Source organism: Rugamonas sp. DEMB1 (assembly GCF_029834475.1).
Lineage (GTDB): Bacteria > Pseudomonadota > Gammaproteobacteria > Burkholderiales > Burkholderiaceae_D > Rugamonas > Rugamonas rubra.
On sequence record NZ_CP122407.1, the window covers coordinates 6,278,626 to 6,293,621 of the forward strand.

The window sequence follows — 14,996 nt, forward strand, 5'->3', positions numbered from 1 at the left end:
CTCGCTCTCATAGGGTAATCCGCAGGGCCGCCGCCGCTTCCTGCAACTGGGCCAGCGCGGCCTCGAAATCGTACTGCTCGAGCTGGCGGCGCAGCTGGCGCGAATGCTCGCCCTGGCCGGCGGCGGTCAGCAGCGGGCAGATCAGGTCCAAGCGCTTGAGCGCGGCGCCGTCGTCCTGCGCCAGCAGGCGCGCCATCTCCTGCATGCCGCTGCTCAGCGCGGCCGGGTCGGGCGGTGGCAGGGCCGACGCGGACGGCGCGGACGGTTGGTCGTTCATCGCCAGCGCGATGCTGGTGGTCAGTTCGCTCAGCTCGCGCGCCATGTCGGCCAGCGCCTGGTCGCGGCCCGCCATCGCGCCCTGGGCCAGCATCTGTTCGACGCGCGCGGCGCTGTCGGCCATGCCGGCGGCGCCGATGTTGCCGGCCAGGCCCTTGACGGTGTGGGCGTGGCGTGTCGCCGCCGCCAGGTCGTTGGCCTCGACGGCCTCGGCGATGCGCGCCATGGCGTCGATCTGGGTTTCGACGAAGCGCGCCAGCAGCTTGCGCATCAGCTTGACGTTGCCGCCGACCCGTTGCAACGCCGCCTCCATGCGCAGGCCGGGGATGGCCGGCAGCGGCGGCTCGGCGGCGGTCGACGCGGCGGCGGCCGGGGTGGCCTGCTCGGGCGCGTCCGGCCGCCCGAGCGCGGGCGCCTGCCCGCGCGCCTGCGCGAGCGGCCGTCCGTCCTCCCGGCCGCCGGCCGGCGACTCGGCGGCGGCCGGCTGGCTCGGCTTGACCCAGCGCGCCAGGGTGGTGAACAGCTGGGCCACGTCGATCGGCTTGGCGATGAAGTCGTTCATGCCGGCCGCCAGGCACTTCTCCTTGTCGCCGACCATGGCGTTGGCGGTCATGGCGATCACCGGCAGCTTGGCGTGGCGCGGCTCGGCGCGCAGCGCGCGGGTGGCGTCGTAGCCGTCCATCACCGGCATCTGGCAGTCCATCAGCACGCCGTCGTACTGGGTGACGGCGAGCTTGGCCAGCGCCATGGCGCCGTTGCTGGCGATGTCGACGCGCACGCCGGCGTCGCCGAGGATCTGCTGCGCCACCTCCTGGTTGACCTCGTTGTCCTCGACCAGCAGCAGGTGGGCGCCGCGCACGGCGCGCTCGGCGGCCTGGTAGTCGACCAGGCGCTGGGTCTTGCGGCAGCGTCCCAGGTCGGTGCCGAAGACGACGGAAATCGAGTCGAGCAGGGTCGAGGCGCTGACCGGCTTGCTCAGCATGCCGCCCAGCGCCAGCTGGCGCGCCTCGTCGAGCAGGGCGTCGCGGTTGTAGGCGGTGACCATGATGAAGGCCGGCGCGGCGGCGCCGGCGGCGGCCGCCTCGGCGCGGATCGCCTCGACGGCGGCGACGCCGTCCATGCCCGGCATTTGCCAGTCCATCAGCACGATGTTGAAGGGCCGGCCGTCGGCGCGCGCCCTGGCCACCGCCGCGACGGCCAGCGCGCCGCTGGCGGCGGCGGCGGCGTCGAAGCGCAGCGAGGCCAGCATGGCGAGGAAGATCTCGCGCGCGCTGGCGTTGTCGTCGACCACCAGCACGCGCACGCCGGACACGTCGGGCAGCGCCTGCGGCGGCGGCATCGCGGCCAGGCCGAAGCGGGCGGTGAAGAAGAAGGTGCTGCCGGCGCCCGGCTCGCTGCGCACGCCGATCTCGCCGTCCATCAGCTCGACCAGGCGCTTGCTGATGGTCAGGCCCAGGCCGGTGCCGCCGTGGTGGCGGGTGGTCGAGGTGTCGGCCTGGGTGAAGGCCTGGAACAGGCGCGCCTGCTGCTGTTCGTTCAGGCCGACGCCGGTGTCGCGCACCTCGATGCGCAGGCAGACCGAGTCGGCGGCCGCGCCGGGAGTCGGGCCGGCCGCCGCGCCGGCCGCCATGGCGTCGGCGCGCGCGTCGGCCTGGCCGCAGCAGCGCCCCGGCTCGGCCAGCTGGACGCTGACCACGATCTCGCCGCGCTCGGTGAACTTGATGGCGTTGTTGGTCAGGTTGATCATCACCTGGCCGAAGCGCAGCGGGTCGCCGACCAGCGCCGCCGGCACGTCGGCGCCGACGTCGAACAACAGTTCCAGGCCCTTGTCCTGGGCGCGGATGACGGCCAGGTCGGCCACCTGGGCCATCACGTCCTCCAGGTAGAAGTCGACCTGCTCGAAGGCCAGCTTGCCGGCCTCGATCTTGGAGAAGTCGAGGATGTCGTTGATGATGCCGAGCAGGTTGCGCGCCGCCGACTCGACCTTTTCCAGGTAGTTGCGCTGCTTGGCGGTCAGCTCGGTCTGCAGCGCCAGGTGGGTCATGCCGATGATGCCGTTCATCGGCGTGCGGATCTCGTGCGACATGTTGGCCAGGAAGTCGGACTTCATCTTGGTGGCGTCCTCGGCCACCGTGACGGCGCGGCGCAGCTGCTGTTCGGCGGCCAGGCTGGCCGTCATGTTCTTCAGCGCCTGCAGCAGCTCGCCCGTCTCGTCCTTGGAGGTGATCTCGATGACGGAGCTGAGGTCGCCGTTGGCGACCCGGGTGGCGATCTTGATGGCCTCGTCGAGCGGCCGGGTGATCGAGCGGACCGACAGGGCGAAGCCGGCGCCGACCAGCAGCGCGGCGCCGCCCATCAGCGACATCAGCAGCAGCGAGAAGTTGATGTCGGCACGGGCGCGGTCGGCGCTGGCCATCACCTGGCGCTGCTGCAGCGCGTCGAGCAGGTGGATCTGGTCGAGCAGGTGGTCCAGCGCCGGCAGCGCCAGCTGGTTCATTTTTTCCTCGGCGTCGTCGTGCAGCCCGGCCTCGACCAAGTCGGCGACGGCGATGAAGGTGTCGTAGTAGGCGGCGCGCGCCAGTTTGAGCCGCTCGATCTGCCGGCGCGCCTCGGCGGTGGCGTCGAGCACGGCGAGCTTGTCGAGCTGGGCGTCGATGTCGCGCTTGATCTGGTCGATGCGGGCGTAGCTGGCGATGCGCCGGCGCTTGTCCTGCTGGATGATCAGGGTGACGACGCGGGTGGCCGCCTCGCGCGACTGGGTGTCGATGATGTTGATGGCGGCGGCGGCGGCCCAGTCCTGGTTGAGGATATGGTCGCTCTCGGCGCGGATGGCGTAGATGCGGCTGACGCCCACCAGGATCACGCCGAGCATCAGCGCGATCAGGATGCCGTAGCCGACACTGATCCGGGCGCGGATGCGGATATCGCTAAAACGCATGGTGCTTCCTTTTGCTTGGACTACGGTGTGGCGGGCGCGTCAACATGCAGTCTGAGCCAAAAATGCGGCGCAGTCCATGCCGCCGTTGCGCCAAAGTGAAGTGGCGCCAAGGTGCCGGGGACGCCGGCAAACCCCAGCGGCGTAGAGCCAGGGTCAGACCCCTCAGGGTCTGACCCTAGGTTTTGCTTGGGGGGTCTGCATCGCTACCCTGCGCCTTGGCCACTTCGGCGCTGGACGCGGCGATGTGCCGCCGCAGGCAATCGGCGCACCAGCAACTGCTGCCGGGCGCCGACGGCACCGGCAGCGAGGCCGGCAGGTAGGTGCACCAGCAGGGCGCGGCCGGATCGGCGCCGGGCGCCGGATCGACCATGGCGCAGCTGAAGGTGGCGCCGCAGCGCGCGCAGACGCTCATGGCTTCGGCGGCTTGTGCGGCTGGTACTTGACCCCGGCCACGGCCTTGGCCTCGGCCGCGCCCGGCGCGCCGCCGCCGCCATCGCCGTCGCCGTCGCCGTCGAGCGGCGGGAAGCTGTGCATGGCGCGGCGCAGCAGCGACATCTGGCCGTTGAAGCGGGTGCAGGCGTCGCACACCACCAGGTGCAGGCGCATGCGGATGCGCTCGACCACGGACAGTTGGCGGTCCATCCCCTCGGACACCAGGCGGTGCACTTCGCGGCAGGTGGGTTTGAGCCCGGTTTTATGTGCTTGCATAGTCGCTTTGTTCGATGTCGGGTTAGCCGGCCTGGCGCTTGCCGAACCAGTTCAGGTCGAGGCATTCGCGCAGGCGCATGCGGGCCCGATACAGCAGTACCCAGGCATTAGACGTGCTGATCGCCAGTTCCTTACAAATTTCGTCGGTGTCCAGGTCGAGCCACTCGCGCATCATGAAAATACGCGCCGTCTTGGCCGGCAGCTTGTCCAGGCAGACCTCGAGCACGGCGAAGAAGTCCTTCTGCTCGAGCGTGCGGTCGGGGTCGCCCCAGGCCAGCGGCTGCTCGCGGGTGTGGCCGTCGGCGTGGAACAGGGCGTCGATGGCGTCGTCCTCGGACTGGTCGTCGGCGGTCTCGATCTGCCGTTCGCGGGTGGTGGCGCGCAGGTTGTCGATGATCTTGAACTTGAGGATGCCGGTCACGTAGGTGCGCAGCGAGGACTGGCCGGCGAAGCGCTCGGGCGTCTCCAGCACGGCGATCAGGGCGTCCTGCACGGCGTCCTCGGCCAGCGCCGCGTTGCGCAACTGCAATTGTGCGAATCTGACAAGCTGGGGCCGCATGGCCTCCAGTTGGCGGTGCAGGGCGTCGATGGCGGTGGTGTCGGCGGTCATATGCTGGGAGCCTAATTGATCGCTCAGGAAATTACAACAAGATGGCCCTATAATGCGTACTTGAGCACAGCTGCAGGCTGTAAAATCGCAGAAAATTCATTTTCGGACTCGCCATGACCCAACTGACTAACCTGAACCTAGGCATGACTGACGACCTGACAGCGGTGGCACCGCAGATCAAGGCGCAGATTCTGGCCGAGGCCTTGCCATACATCCGCAATTTCCATGGCAAAACCATTGTCATCAAATACGGCGGCAACGCGATGACCGACGAGCGCCTGAAGCACGGCTTCGCGCGCGATGTCATTTTGCTCAAATTGGTGGGCATGAACCCGGTGGTGGTGCACGGCGGCGGTCCGCAGATCGACAACGCGCTGAAAAAAATCGGCAAGCAGGGCACCTTCGTGCAGGGCATGCGCATCACCGACGAGGAAACCATGGAAGTGGTCGAGTGGGTGCTGGGCGGCGAGGTGCAGCAGGACATCGTGATGTTGATTAACCACTACGGCGGCCAAGCGGTCGGCCTGACCGGCAAGGACGGCGGCCTGATCCGCGCCAAGAAGATGGCCATGCCGGACAAGGAAAACCCCGGCCAGTTCCTCGACATCGGCTTCGTCGGCGAGATCGACGCGATCAACCCGGCCGTGGTCAAGGCGCTGCAGGACGACGCCTTCATCCCGATCATTTCGCCGATCGGCTTCGGCCAGGACGGCCAGGCCTACAACATCAACGCCGACGTCGTCGCCGGCAAGATCGCCGAGATCCTCAAGGCCGAGAAGTTGATCATGATGACCAACATCGCCGGCGTGCAGGACAAGCAGGGCAACCTGGTGACCGACTTGTCGGCGCGCGAGATCGACGAGATGTTCGCCGACGGGACGATTTCGGGCGGCATGCTGCCTAAAATTTCATCGGCGCTCGATGCGGCCAAGTCCGGCGTCAACACCGTCCACATCATCGATGGACGAATTGAGCACTCTTTATTGCTCGAGGTATTGACCGAACAGGCTTTTGGCACTATGATCCGTTCGCACTGAAAAAACGGCGACGCGGTATTTGCCGGCTTTTACAGCGTCGCCACAACAATGCCCTTTTAGCTCAGTGGTAGAGCACTCCCTTGGTAAGGGAGAGGCCACGTGTTCAATCCACGTAAAGGGCACCATTTTGCAGCATCCCTCCGGCAGCACCCTTCCGTAGCACCCTCCCCTAGTAGATCCGTTCCACCGCCATGCCGCGTTTGCGCAGCAGTTCCGGCACACTGTTTTTCCCCACCAGATGCAAGATCCCGATCGCCGCCACGCTGTTGTTTTCGCGCGCCAGCAATTTGGCGATGGAGTCGGCCAGCGGCGGATTGCGCTCGTCGAGCAGCACCTTCTGCACGAAGCGGCCGGACAGGGTCTGGTCGGCCGCCGCCTTGTCGGCCAGCGCCTCGAGCGCGGCGGCGTCGGCGTGGCGCCAGGCGTCGGCGATCTGGCGCGCCTGCGCGGCCTGCTCCTTGTCCTCGATGGCGGCGATGCCCTCCTCCAGGAAGCGCAGCTGCTCGGCGCCGCTCATGCGGTCGAACAGGGCCATCTGGCCGTTGACCGACTCCAGCTCGACGATGGCCTGGCCCCGGGCGTGGGCCTGGCGCGACAGATGGGCGTCGACCGCCAGGCCGGTGTCGTAGCCCAGCGCGGCGAACTCGCTGACCGTCAGCACACTGGCCAGCAGCCAGGGCTTCATGCCGGCCACCGACTGCGGCGGAATGGCGTAGCGGCGCAGCAGACGGGCCAGGCGGGGCCGCCAGGCCGGCGCCAGCTGCGCCGAGGCCGTGGCCCCCGGACGCAGCATGCCGTGCTGCTGTAGCGCCTTGGCGACGGCCTGCTGGTCGCCCAGCGGGTCGATCTCCAGCGCCAGCACGGGGGCGCGCTCGAGCGCCGCCGCCAAACGCGCCTCGAGTGGGTAAAAATCGGCGGCGCCGACATGGATCGTGCCGAACAGGTAGAGTGTGCGCTCGCCCTGCGACACCTTGAACAGCGCGCCACGGTTGGGCTGCTGCTGGGCTTGCGCCTGCGCCGGCGGCCGGGGCGCCGGCTCGACGCCCCAGGCCGGGCCGAGGGCGAGCCAGAGCAGGCCGAGGAAGATCACTGTAAACTTTGCGCGCATGGCTTCCTTTTGATCGCTAGAACTGAGAATTTCGTGAATATTAACTCTTCCTCCCCGGTCTGGCTGTTCGACCTCGACAATACCTTGCACAACGCCTCGCACGCGATCTTCCCGCAGTTGATGGCGAACATGAACCGCTACATCGCCGAGGTGCTCGGCGACGGCGTCACGCCGGCCGGCAGCGCGGCGGTCGACGCGGCGCGCACGCTGTACTGGCGGCGCTACGGCGCCACCATGCTGGGCCTGGTGAAGCACCACGGCGTCAGCGCCGAGCACTTCCTGCGCACCACCCACGAGATGGCCGACCTGGCCTCGATGGTGCGCGCCGAGCGCGGCCTGGGCAAGCTGCTGCGCCGCCTGCCCGGCCGCAAGATCCTGTTCACCAACGCGCCGCACCGCTATTCGGCCGCCGTGCTGCGCCACCTGGGCTTGCAGCGCCACTTCTCGCACCACATCGCGGTCGAGGCGATGAAGGTGCACCGCCAGCTGCGGCCCAAGCCGTCCAAGCTGATGCTGCGCCAGCTGATGCGCCGCCAGGGGCTGACGGCGCGCCGCTGCATCCTGGTCGAGGACACGCTGGCCAACCTGCGCAGCGCCCACGCGCTGGGCATGCGCACCGCCTGGGTCACCCAGTACCTGCGGCGCGACGACACGCACGGCCTGGCCCATCCCTTGAAGACGCTAAATCGCCCCGCTTGGGTCGATGTCAAAGTAAAATCTGTCCGGCTGCTGCCCGCGCGCCTGCATCGTTTGCGCTGAACGCCGCAATTCTTTGGTTTTTTCCCAATCGTCCCTATCGAGATCACATGGCAAGCACACCGCCGGGCCAGCGCCGGATTCAAATCCTCCAGGCGCTGGCGGAAATGCTGGAACAGCCCAAGGGCGACAAGATCACCACCGCCGCGCTGGCGCGCAAGCTGGCCTTTTCCGAGGCGGCGCTGTACCGCCACTTCGCCAGCAAGGCGCAGATGTTCGAAGGGCCTGATCGAGTTCATCGAGTCGACCGTGTTCGGCCTGGTCAACCAGATCAGCGAGCGGCAGAGCGACGGCCTGGCGCAGGCGCGCGACATCGTCGGCATGCTGCTGCAGTTCGCCAGCAACAACCCGGGCATGACCCGGGTGCTGATCGGCGACGCCCTGGTCAACGAGGACGAGCGGCTGCAGCAGCGCATGAACCAGTTCCACGACCGCGTCGAGCTGGCGCTCAAGCAGGCGTTGCGCATCGCCGTGGTCGAGGGCCAGGCGCACGAGGCCGACGTGGCGGCGCGCGCCGCCGTGCTGGTCTGCTTCGTGCTGGGCCGCTGGCACCGCTACGCCAAGAGCGGCTTCAAGAACAACCCGGCGCAGGACGCCGCGCTGCACATCGCACTACTGCTGTCGTAACCAAGGTCGCAAACGCTGTATGAACCACCCCCGCTGCATGAACCGCCTGAACCGCCCCAATTCCGCCGCCGCCGGCCGCGCCCGCGCATGAACGCCGAGGCCTGCTTCGCCCTGCTCGACGACGCCAGCCCGGACGGCGGCACGCAGTCCCGCTCGCGCCTGTACACCGGCCACGCCGGCACGCTGGCCTGCCACGACATGGCCGGCTGGCCGGCCCTGCTGGCCGAGATGCAGCGGGCGCTGGCGGACGGCCTGCACGCCGTGGCGCTGTGCAGCTACGAGCTGGGCGGCGAGCTGCTGGCATTGCCGGCGGCGGCGCGGCGCGCGCCGCCGGACGGCACGCCGCTGGCCCGGGTGCTGCTGTTCGCGCAGTGCCGGTCGCTGTCCGCCGCCGAGGTGGGCGACTGGCTGGCGGCGCGCGGCTTCCCGCTGGAGCAGGCGGCCGGCATCGGCGGCGTCGCCGCCAACGTCGACCAGGCGGCCTTCGCGGCGGCGCTGGCGCGCATCCACGGCTACATCGAGGCGGGCGACACCTACCAGGTCAACTACACCTACCGGCTGCGCTTCGACGCCTTCGGCTCTCTGTTCGCCTTGTACAGCCGGCTGCGGGCGCGCCAACCGGTGCCCTACGGCGCGCTGGTGGCGCTGGACGACGGCAGCGCCGTGCTGTCGCTGTCGCCCGAGCTGTTCGTGCGCCACGCCGGCGGCGCGCTGACGGCGCGGCCGATGAAGGGCACGGCGCCGGCCGCCGCCGCCAACCGGCCGGAGGAGAACGCGCGGCGCGCGGCGGCGCTGGCGGCCGACCCGAAGAACCGGGCGGAGAACTTGATGATCGTCGACCTGCTGCGCAACGACATCGGCCGCATCGCCGCCACCGGCTCGGTCGCGGTGCCGGCGCTGTTCGAGGTGCGCCGCTACAGCCGCGTGCTGCAGATGACCTCCACCGTGACGGCACGGCTGCGGCCCGGCACCACGCTGGCGCAGATCTTCCAGGCGCTCTACCCCTGCGGTTCGATCACCGGCGCGCCGAAGCGGCGCACCATGGAGATCATCGCCGAACTGGAGCCGGCGCCGCGCGGCCTGTACACCGGCGCCATCGGCTGGTTCGAGCCGGCGCCGGCCGGCGCCGTCGGCGACTTTTGCCTGTCCGTGCCGATCCGCACGCTGGTCCTGGGCGCGCCGCGCGACGGCGTGCGCGGCGGCGAGATGGGCGTGGGCGCCGGCATCGTCCACGACAGCGACGCGGCGCAGGAGTTCGCCGAATGCCAGCTCAAGGCCAGCTTCCTGACCGGCCTGAGCAACGACTTCGAATTGTTCGAGACGCTGTACGCCAGCCGCGAACAGGGCGCGCGCCACCGGGAGCGGCATTTGGCGCGGCTGGCCGCGTCGGCCGCCTACTTCGGCTTCGCCTGCGACTTGGCGGCGGCGCGCGCCTACCTGGCGGCCGCCTGCGCCGAGCTGGAACCGGGCGTGCCGCACCGGGTGCGGCTGGCGCTGGCGCAGTCGGGCGCCTTCGCCGTGCAGCGGGCGCCGCTGGCGCCGCTGGCCGAACCGGTGCGGGCCCTGCTGGCGGCCGACGCCACCAGCTCCAACGAGCTGTTCCTGCGCCACAAGTCGAGCGAACGGGCGCGCTACGACGCGGCCTGGCGCGCCGCCGAGGCGCAGGGCGCCTTCGACACCTTGTTCTTCAACGAGCGGGGGGAGTTGACCGAGGGCGGCCGCAGCAACGTGTTCGTCAAGCTGGACGGCCGCTGGTACACGCCGCCGCTCAGCTGCGGCCTGCTGCCGGGCGTGATGCGCGGCGTGCTGTTGGACGATCCGGCCTGGGCGGCGCAAGAGCGGGTGATCGACCGCGCCATGCTGCTGGGCGCCGAGGAGATCGTGCTGTGCAACGCCCTGCGCGGCGCGGTGCGCGCGACGCTGCAAGACTAAGGGTTCGCCGCTGTTGGCAGGGCGCCGGCCCTAAACCCTCAAGCATAGGGGTCTGACCCCTCACGGGGTCAGACCCCGGCTTTTGCGTCCCGGGGTGGGGGTTGAGGCCCGCCTACTCGCCGTGGCGCGTCTTGGCGCGCTGGTAGGCGGGACGCGCCTCGATGCGCTCGACAAAGGCCGCCAGCTTGGGGTAGACGGCGGCGCCGCCGCCGGACTTGACGCCCATCTGCACGACGAAGGACAGCTGGATGTCGGCGCCGCTCAATTCGTCGCCGACGAAGTAGTCGCCGCCGGCCAGCTCGCCCTCCAGGTAGCCGAGGTGGTTCTTCATCTCGCTCTGGATGCGCGGTTGCAGCGGCGCGGCGCCCTCGCCCAGGCGGCTGGTGTACAGCGCCAGCATCAGCGGCAGCATGGCCGAGCCCTCGGCGTAGTGCAGCATCTGGAGGTAGCGGTTGTAGGCCGGCGTGTCGACGGCGGGGGCGAAACGGCCCTGGCCGTAGCGGCGCACCAGATACTCGATGATGGCGCCCGACTCGATCAGCACCTGGTCGTCGTCGCACAGCACCGGCGCCTTGCCCAGCGGGTGGATGCGCGACAGCTCGGGCGGCGCCAGGCGGGTGACGGGGTCGCGGTCGTAGGAGACCACCTCGTAGTCCAGGCCCAGCTCCTCCAGCAGCCAGGTGATGCGGCGCGAACGCGATTGCTTCAGGTGGTGCAGTTGGATCATGGCGGTTCTCTCGATGGGATGGGGAAACGCCATTCTGCCAGAGATGGCCGGTTCCGGCCGGCGACCGGCGACGACAGACTCAGGCTTGCCGCCGCCCGCGCAACCAAGACCGTCTAGCGGACGAATTCGACCGAGCGGATCTTGTCGAAATCGCCGACAAAGTCGCCCAGGTCGTTACGGCCGCGAAAGCCACAGGTATCGATTTTTTCGTTGAGCACCTGGCCATTGTTCAAGACGATCTTCACCGTGCCCTTGCTCGATCCGCTGGCCCAGTCGACGATATCGAAACGCCTCATCAAATCTAGGCCTATCGTTTGGCCCTGGACGGATTTCAGGGAGGCACCGGAACACCACTCACGGATATCGTCGCGCAGCTTGACCTGCGAACCGTCGGCCATGGTCACCAGCGCCCCGCTGAACGGCCTCGCGGTCAATTTTTCGTCGGACACGGCGGTGGCGCCGCGCGGCGCGGCCGTGGACGGAGCGGGCGCAGGTGCAGGTGCAGGTGCAGGTGCAGCTGCGATGCTGCTGGCCGAGGGAGCTTGTCCGCTGATGAAACTCTTGCCCTTCTCTCCCAACACGCCGTTTTGCGCCAGTATCGCCAACAAACCGCTGGTCGCGGTGAGGACGGCCGCCGTCGCCGTCAGTATCCCGGGCAAGGTACTCCACCAACTGCCTGCTCCGCTCGATTCATTGCTCATCGTCTTCTCCACATGGCGAGAAAGGGGGCGCGATCCGGCGGGACGCGACCATGCAGCTAAGACCCGTCGAGTTTTACAAAGTTCAACGCAGTGCTTTCCTCAATCTGTCGCGAACCAGCTTGTTTCTATTCCGGTCGCAGCACTATTACCAATGGCTAAGTCTGTTTCACTGCATTCAGAAAGAAACCCTTCCAAAAGAAGACAATCTGGCGCCTGTCACGAACGTAGATGAAATTGATTGACGATAGATTGGCGCAGTTTGTCTTGAATTCGGTCACGGTGCCTGGCAGCGGTAGCTCTTTCGGATCGAGCTTGTACTCCCTCCAGAAAAACTGATCTCTGCTGTGACGGGTCGCTTTCGGGGCCGGGTTCACGCAGGCATCCCCGTTGAATTGAATACTGTCGGCGGCAACGACAAGCTCCTTCCCCGCCAGCGCATCTGCCTGATCGCTGGAGAGAGAGGTTGTTTCCTGTGCGCCGACGACACCTGTCACCTTCCAGTGACCAATCAGACTCGCGCCAACTGTCCCGGCACACGCCCCCGCAGCGGCATTGAGCAGGAAAATACTCAGCAAAATTCTCTTCATGTCATCGCCCTCCTATCGAGTTTCCCGAAATGGTGCGCTTTCTTCGCGCCGGCGCGGCACCAACCCCGGCATGAAGACACGTCTCCGACCTTGCCTGGAGTAGGTGTTCCCAGAAATGATGTCGGCAGCGCCGGCGAAATCGCCACGGTCAACATGCTGGAAAGTATCGTATGCACCGCGCGCTCCGGTGTTGTAGGTATAGCTTACCAGCGCATCAAATTGAGCTTGCGTCAACGCTTGTCGGCGGACGTTTTGTCTAACGGCTCGCTCTGCCTCACGAACGGCTGCGTCAAAGGATGCTTCGATCTGCGTGGCGGTCAACGGCCGGCGTAGTTCTTCAGCCGTGCATGGCCCGCGATGCGCCAAAATACCGATGCCATAGGTGCAATGGCCCCGGCCACCACGGCCATCGTTGTAATAGCCTCGAATAGTTGCTTCCCGCTGCGGCGATCGCATGCGGTTGCGGGCTTCAGTACTCATTCTTAAAGCTGCATTGGGGTTGGCAGGCGCGGGGGAGGTTGCCATGGGATTCTCCAAGTTAACGTAACGGAATGACGCTGGGAAGTAGCAGAATTCACCGTAGCAGGCTCTGTGTTTTTCGAAGTGCGTTTTCGCAAGATGGCGAGCTTTGCAATCGCAAGGTGGCGAAATCGCCAGCCAGCATGACCACCAAATTTGCTGATAGGTCGCAATTTCCGCGACGCCTGATAAGTCAATAATGGCCGTGGCAAGGAAGACACTCATACGTTTCAAATCCACCACCGGAGGAGCTATGGCAATCGACGTGTATCTTCAAATTGACGGGATCAAAGGCGAATCGATGGATGATAGCCACAAGGACTGGATAGAGTGCCGCAGCGTGGCGTGGGGTGTATCTCAACCAAAATCCGCAACTGCCTCAACGGGTGGCGGGCATACCGCTGAACGCTGCGAGCATCAAGAGATTGTCATCTCGAAATTGACGGATTTGGCCACGCCCATCCTTCTTCAGACTTGTTCAGTTGGCCGAACGATCCCGAAAGCTCGAATTGAATTCATGCGAGCGGACGGCAATGGTGCCCGTATCAAGTACTTTGAGATCGAGTTGGAGAATGTGCTGATCGGCGAAATCATTCCCCGGATTGGCGAAGGCGACATCCTTGGTGAGCATGTCGGCTTGAAGTATGCCAAGATCAAGTGGAAATACACACAGCAGAAGATAACTGGTGGCATTGGTGGCAATACGGCCGGAGGCTGGGACTTGTCGACTAATCGCATCACGTGAGCGACATCAAACGGCCCGAGCCAGCTGAGCAGACCTGCGAACGCATGAGAAGGCACGCCGCCAGCGGCCCTACAGCCAGCCCAGCAGCGTTCGGTAGACCTCCGGCGAGCTGAGCAGCTCCATATGGTGGGTGCGGTGGACCACGGCCTGCCGCTCGGCGGCGAAAGCGAGCTGGCGGCGCGCGTCGTCGTGGCGGCCCAGCGCGCTGGCCAGCGGCACCAGGCCGTCGCCGGCCAGGCGGCCGTTGCGGCCGCCGTTCTCGCGGCTGATGGTGGCCGCCAGCGCGTAGCAGGCGACGCCGGCCGGCAGCGCCAGCGGCTGCGGCAGCGCGCCGCCGTGGGCGAAGCGGTCCTTGCCGTTCCAGTCCTCGTCGAGCAGGCTGCCGTGGCGCAGGTCGGTGATGCCGGCGCTGCGGATCTTGCCCAGGCGCGAGAACGGCGCCGTGTAGCGGCTGGCGTCCGTGATGACGTGGAACCAGTTGCCGCCGCGCTCGAGCGGCGCGCCGTGGTGCGGCGAACCCAGGCAGACCAGCTTGCTCAAATGGCGCGGCCAGTCCTGTCCGGCCTGCGTGGCGTAGTGGATGGCGCTGCGCGCCACCAGGCCGCCCATGCTGTGGCCGACGATGACCAGCTCCTCCACCGCCACCGGCCAGTCGGCCAGCAGCGCCTCGAGCCGTTCGGCCAGTTCGCGGCCGTTGCTGGAAACATGCCGGCCGCTGTTGTAGTGCAGATAGATGTTGCTGTAGCCCCGCTCGCGCGCCAGCCCGGCGCCGTGGTCGTGGCCGTCGCGCCGCCATTGCAGGTCGTTCATGCACAGGCCGTGCGCCAGCACCAGCACGCGGCCGGTGACGGGGCCGCCAGGGCCGGCAGCGGCCACGAAGGGCTTGCCGTCGCGGCGGAACCGCATGGGGATGGCCAACGGGTTGCCGCTGCGCTCCAGGTGGTCGCCCAGCACGCCGTTGACGGCGGCCAGCAGCGCCTCGCGGCCGGCCCAGCCCTGTTGCTCGCCGAGCAGGGGCTGCAGCTTGCCGAGCGCGCTGTCGATGCCGCCGCCGACCAGCTTGGTGACGCCGCGCACGCCGCGGTACACCAGCGAGGCGACGCGCGACAGCGGCTGCGCCACCGGCGCCGGCACCTGCTGCAGGATGTTCAAATGCACCGCCTCGGCCAGCTCGGCCACGCCGGTGACGGCGCTCACGGTCAGTTGCGACAGGCCGCGCAAGTCGGCCGCGTGGGAAGGCTTGTTGCTCATCGGAAGCGGCCCTTTCGCGGCACGGTTACAGGTCGACCAGCATCTCGAAGCCGCCGTAGATCATGCGCTTGCCGTCGAAGGGCATGGCGGCCGGGTCCATGAAGGCCTTGACGCGGGCGTCCTTCATGACCTTGTCGTTGATCTCGTCGCGCGCGGCGCGCGAGGCGTAGACGATCCAGGAAAACGCCACCACCTCGCCGTCCTGCAGGTCGACGCTGAGGGGGAAGGAAGTGACCTTGCCGGGCGGCACGTCGTCGCCTATGCACTCGCGGAACTCCAGCGCGCCGAACTCCTTCCAGACGGCGCCGCAGGCGAGCGACATCTCCTTGTAGGCGGACAAATTCTTCTTCGGTACAGGAACCACAAAACCATCGACATAGGCCATGACATCCTCCGTTTCGACTCGACACACCGGCGCAGCGCCGTAGGCGTCCAGAGTAGCCAACTGCGGCGCCGCTGACAAGCGCCGCGCGC

General features: G+C 67.4%; 15 protein-coding genes, 1 tRNA gene and 1 pseudogene. 6 read left to right on the forward strand and 11 right to left on the reverse strand.

Annotated features, from left to right (window positions below; all coding sequences use genetic code 11):
• Nucleotides 1-7: 7 nt before the first annotated feature.
• The 4 genes from QC826_RS28945 to QC826_RS28960 all read right to left on the reverse strand — a co-directional run bounded on the left by QC826_RS28945 (nucleotide 8) and on the right by QC826_RS28960 (nucleotide 4,532).
• Nucleotides 8-3,214 carry a response regulator gene (locus QC826_RS28945; protein WP_279763494.1) on the reverse strand — a complete coding sequence of 1,069 codons (3,207 nt, stop codon included), beginning with the start codon at nucleotides 3,212-3,214 and terminating at the stop codon, nucleotides 8-10.
• 175 nt (nucleotides 3,215-3,389) lie between these two features.
• On the reverse strand, nucleotides 3,390-3,626 hold the full coding sequence (locus QC826_RS28950; protein ID WP_093385712.1) for a cysteine-rich CWC family protein: 237 nt from the start codon (nucleotides 3,624-3,626) through the stop codon (nucleotides 3,390-3,392).
• Nucleotides 3,623-3,922: a zf-HC2 domain-containing protein gene (locus tag QC826_RS28955; protein ID WP_279763495.1), complete on the reverse strand. Its 300-nt coding sequence runs from the start codon at nucleotides 3,920-3,922 to the stop codon at nucleotides 3,623-3,625. The genes QC826_RS28950 and QC826_RS28955 overlap by 4 nt, the downstream gene beginning before the upstream one ends.
• Nucleotides 3,923-3,944: 22 nt before the next feature.
• Nucleotides 3,945-4,532, reverse strand: coding sequence for a sigma-70 family RNA polymerase sigma factor (locus tag QC826_RS28960; protein ID WP_279763497.1), 588 nt, complete (start codon nucleotides 4,530-4,532; stop codon nucleotides 3,945-3,947).
• A gap of 143 nt (nucleotides 4,533-4,675) precedes the next feature.
• Here QC826_RS28960 and argB point away from each other — a divergent pair, with 143 nt between their 5' ends.
• On the forward strand, nucleotides 4,676-5,569 hold the full coding sequence (gene argB / locus QC826_RS28965; protein WP_093385720.1) for an acetylglutamate kinase: 894 nt from the start codon (nucleotides 4,676-4,678) through the stop codon (nucleotides 5,567-5,569).
• Nucleotides 5,570-5,619: 50 nt separating this feature from the next.
• A tRNA-Thr gene (locus QC826_RS28970) sits at nucleotides 5,620-5,694 on the forward strand.
• A gap of 44 nt (nucleotides 5,695-5,738) precedes the next feature.
• Here QC826_RS28970 and QC826_RS28975 read toward each other — a convergent pair.
• Nucleotides 5,739-6,677: a TraB/GumN family protein gene (locus tag QC826_RS28975; protein ID WP_279763498.1), complete on the reverse strand. Its 939-nt coding sequence runs from the start codon at nucleotides 6,675-6,677 to the stop codon at nucleotides 5,739-5,741.
• Nucleotides 6,678-6,716: 39 nt separating this feature from the next.
• Between QC826_RS28975 and QC826_RS28980 the strand changes: the two genes are divergently transcribed.
• From QC826_RS28980 to pabB, 3 genes and pseudogenes are all read left to right on the forward strand, one after another.
• Nucleotides 6,717-7,436, forward strand: coding sequence for a pyrimidine 5'-nucleotidase (locus QC826_RS28980; protein ID WP_409567911.1), 720 nt, complete (start codon nucleotides 6,717-6,719; stop codon nucleotides 7,434-7,436).
• Between the two features lie 47 nt (nucleotides 7,437-7,483).
• Nucleotides 7,484-8,060, forward strand: a pseudogene (gene slmA, locus QC826_RS28985) (nucleoid occlusion factor SlmA).
• Nucleotides 8,061-8,147: 87 nt separating this feature from the next.
• Nucleotides 8,148-9,992 (forward strand): aminodeoxychorismate synthase component I, encoded by a 1,845-nt coding sequence (pabB, locus tag QC826_RS28990; RefSeq protein WP_279763500.1) that lies wholly within the window; start codon nucleotides 8,148-8,150, stop codon nucleotides 9,990-9,992.
• Nucleotides 9,993-10,104: 112 nt separating this feature from the next.
• On the opposite strand, the gene QC826_RS28995 is transcribed toward pabB, so the two are convergent.
• From QC826_RS28995 to QC826_RS29010, 4 genes are all read right to left on the reverse strand, one after another.
• On the reverse strand, nucleotides 10,105-10,719 hold the full coding sequence (locus tag QC826_RS28995; RefSeq protein ID WP_279763501.1) for a glutathione S-transferase family protein: 615 nt from the start codon (nucleotides 10,717-10,719) through the stop codon (nucleotides 10,105-10,107).
• Between the two features lie 113 nt (nucleotides 10,720-10,832).
• Nucleotides 10,833-11,420 (reverse strand): hypothetical protein, encoded by a 588-nt coding sequence (locus tag QC826_RS29000; RefSeq protein ID WP_279763502.1) that lies wholly within the window; start codon nucleotides 11,418-11,420, stop codon nucleotides 10,833-10,835.
• Nucleotides 11,421-11,575: 155 nt separating this feature from the next.
• Nucleotides 11,576-12,007 carry a hypothetical protein gene (locus tag QC826_RS29005; RefSeq protein WP_279763503.1) on the reverse strand — a complete coding sequence of 144 codons (432 nt, stop codon included), beginning with the start codon at nucleotides 12,005-12,007 and terminating at the stop codon, nucleotides 11,576-11,578.
• Nucleotides 12,008-12,019: 12 nt separating this feature from the next.
• On the reverse strand, nucleotides 12,020-12,751 hold the full coding sequence (locus tag QC826_RS29010) for a glycoside hydrolase family protein (protein WP_279763504.1): 732 nt from the start codon (nucleotides 12,749-12,751) through the stop codon (nucleotides 12,020-12,022).
• A gap of 28 nt (nucleotides 12,752-12,779) precedes the next feature.
• Here QC826_RS29010 and QC826_RS29015 point away from each other — a divergent pair, with 28 nt between their 5' ends.
• Nucleotides 12,780-13,271 carry an Hcp family type VI secretion system effector gene (locus QC826_RS29015; protein WP_279763505.1) on the forward strand — a complete coding sequence of 164 codons (492 nt, stop codon included), beginning with the start codon at nucleotides 12,780-12,782 and terminating at the stop codon, nucleotides 13,269-13,271.
• A gap of 69 nt (nucleotides 13,272-13,340) precedes the next feature.
• Here the strand turns inward: QC826_RS29015 and QC826_RS29020 are convergent, their stop codons facing one another.
• Nucleotides 13,341-14,522, reverse strand: coding sequence for an alpha/beta hydrolase (locus QC826_RS29020; RefSeq protein WP_279763506.1), 1,182 nt, complete (start codon nucleotides 14,520-14,522; stop codon nucleotides 13,341-13,343).
• 25 nt (nucleotides 14,523-14,547) lie between these two features.
• Nucleotides 14,548-14,907: a DUF1428 domain-containing protein gene (locus QC826_RS29025; RefSeq protein ID WP_279763507.1), complete on the reverse strand. Its 360-nt coding sequence runs from the start codon at nucleotides 14,905-14,907 to the stop codon at nucleotides 14,548-14,550.
• Between the last annotated feature and the right edge of the window lie 89 nt (nucleotides 14,908-14,996).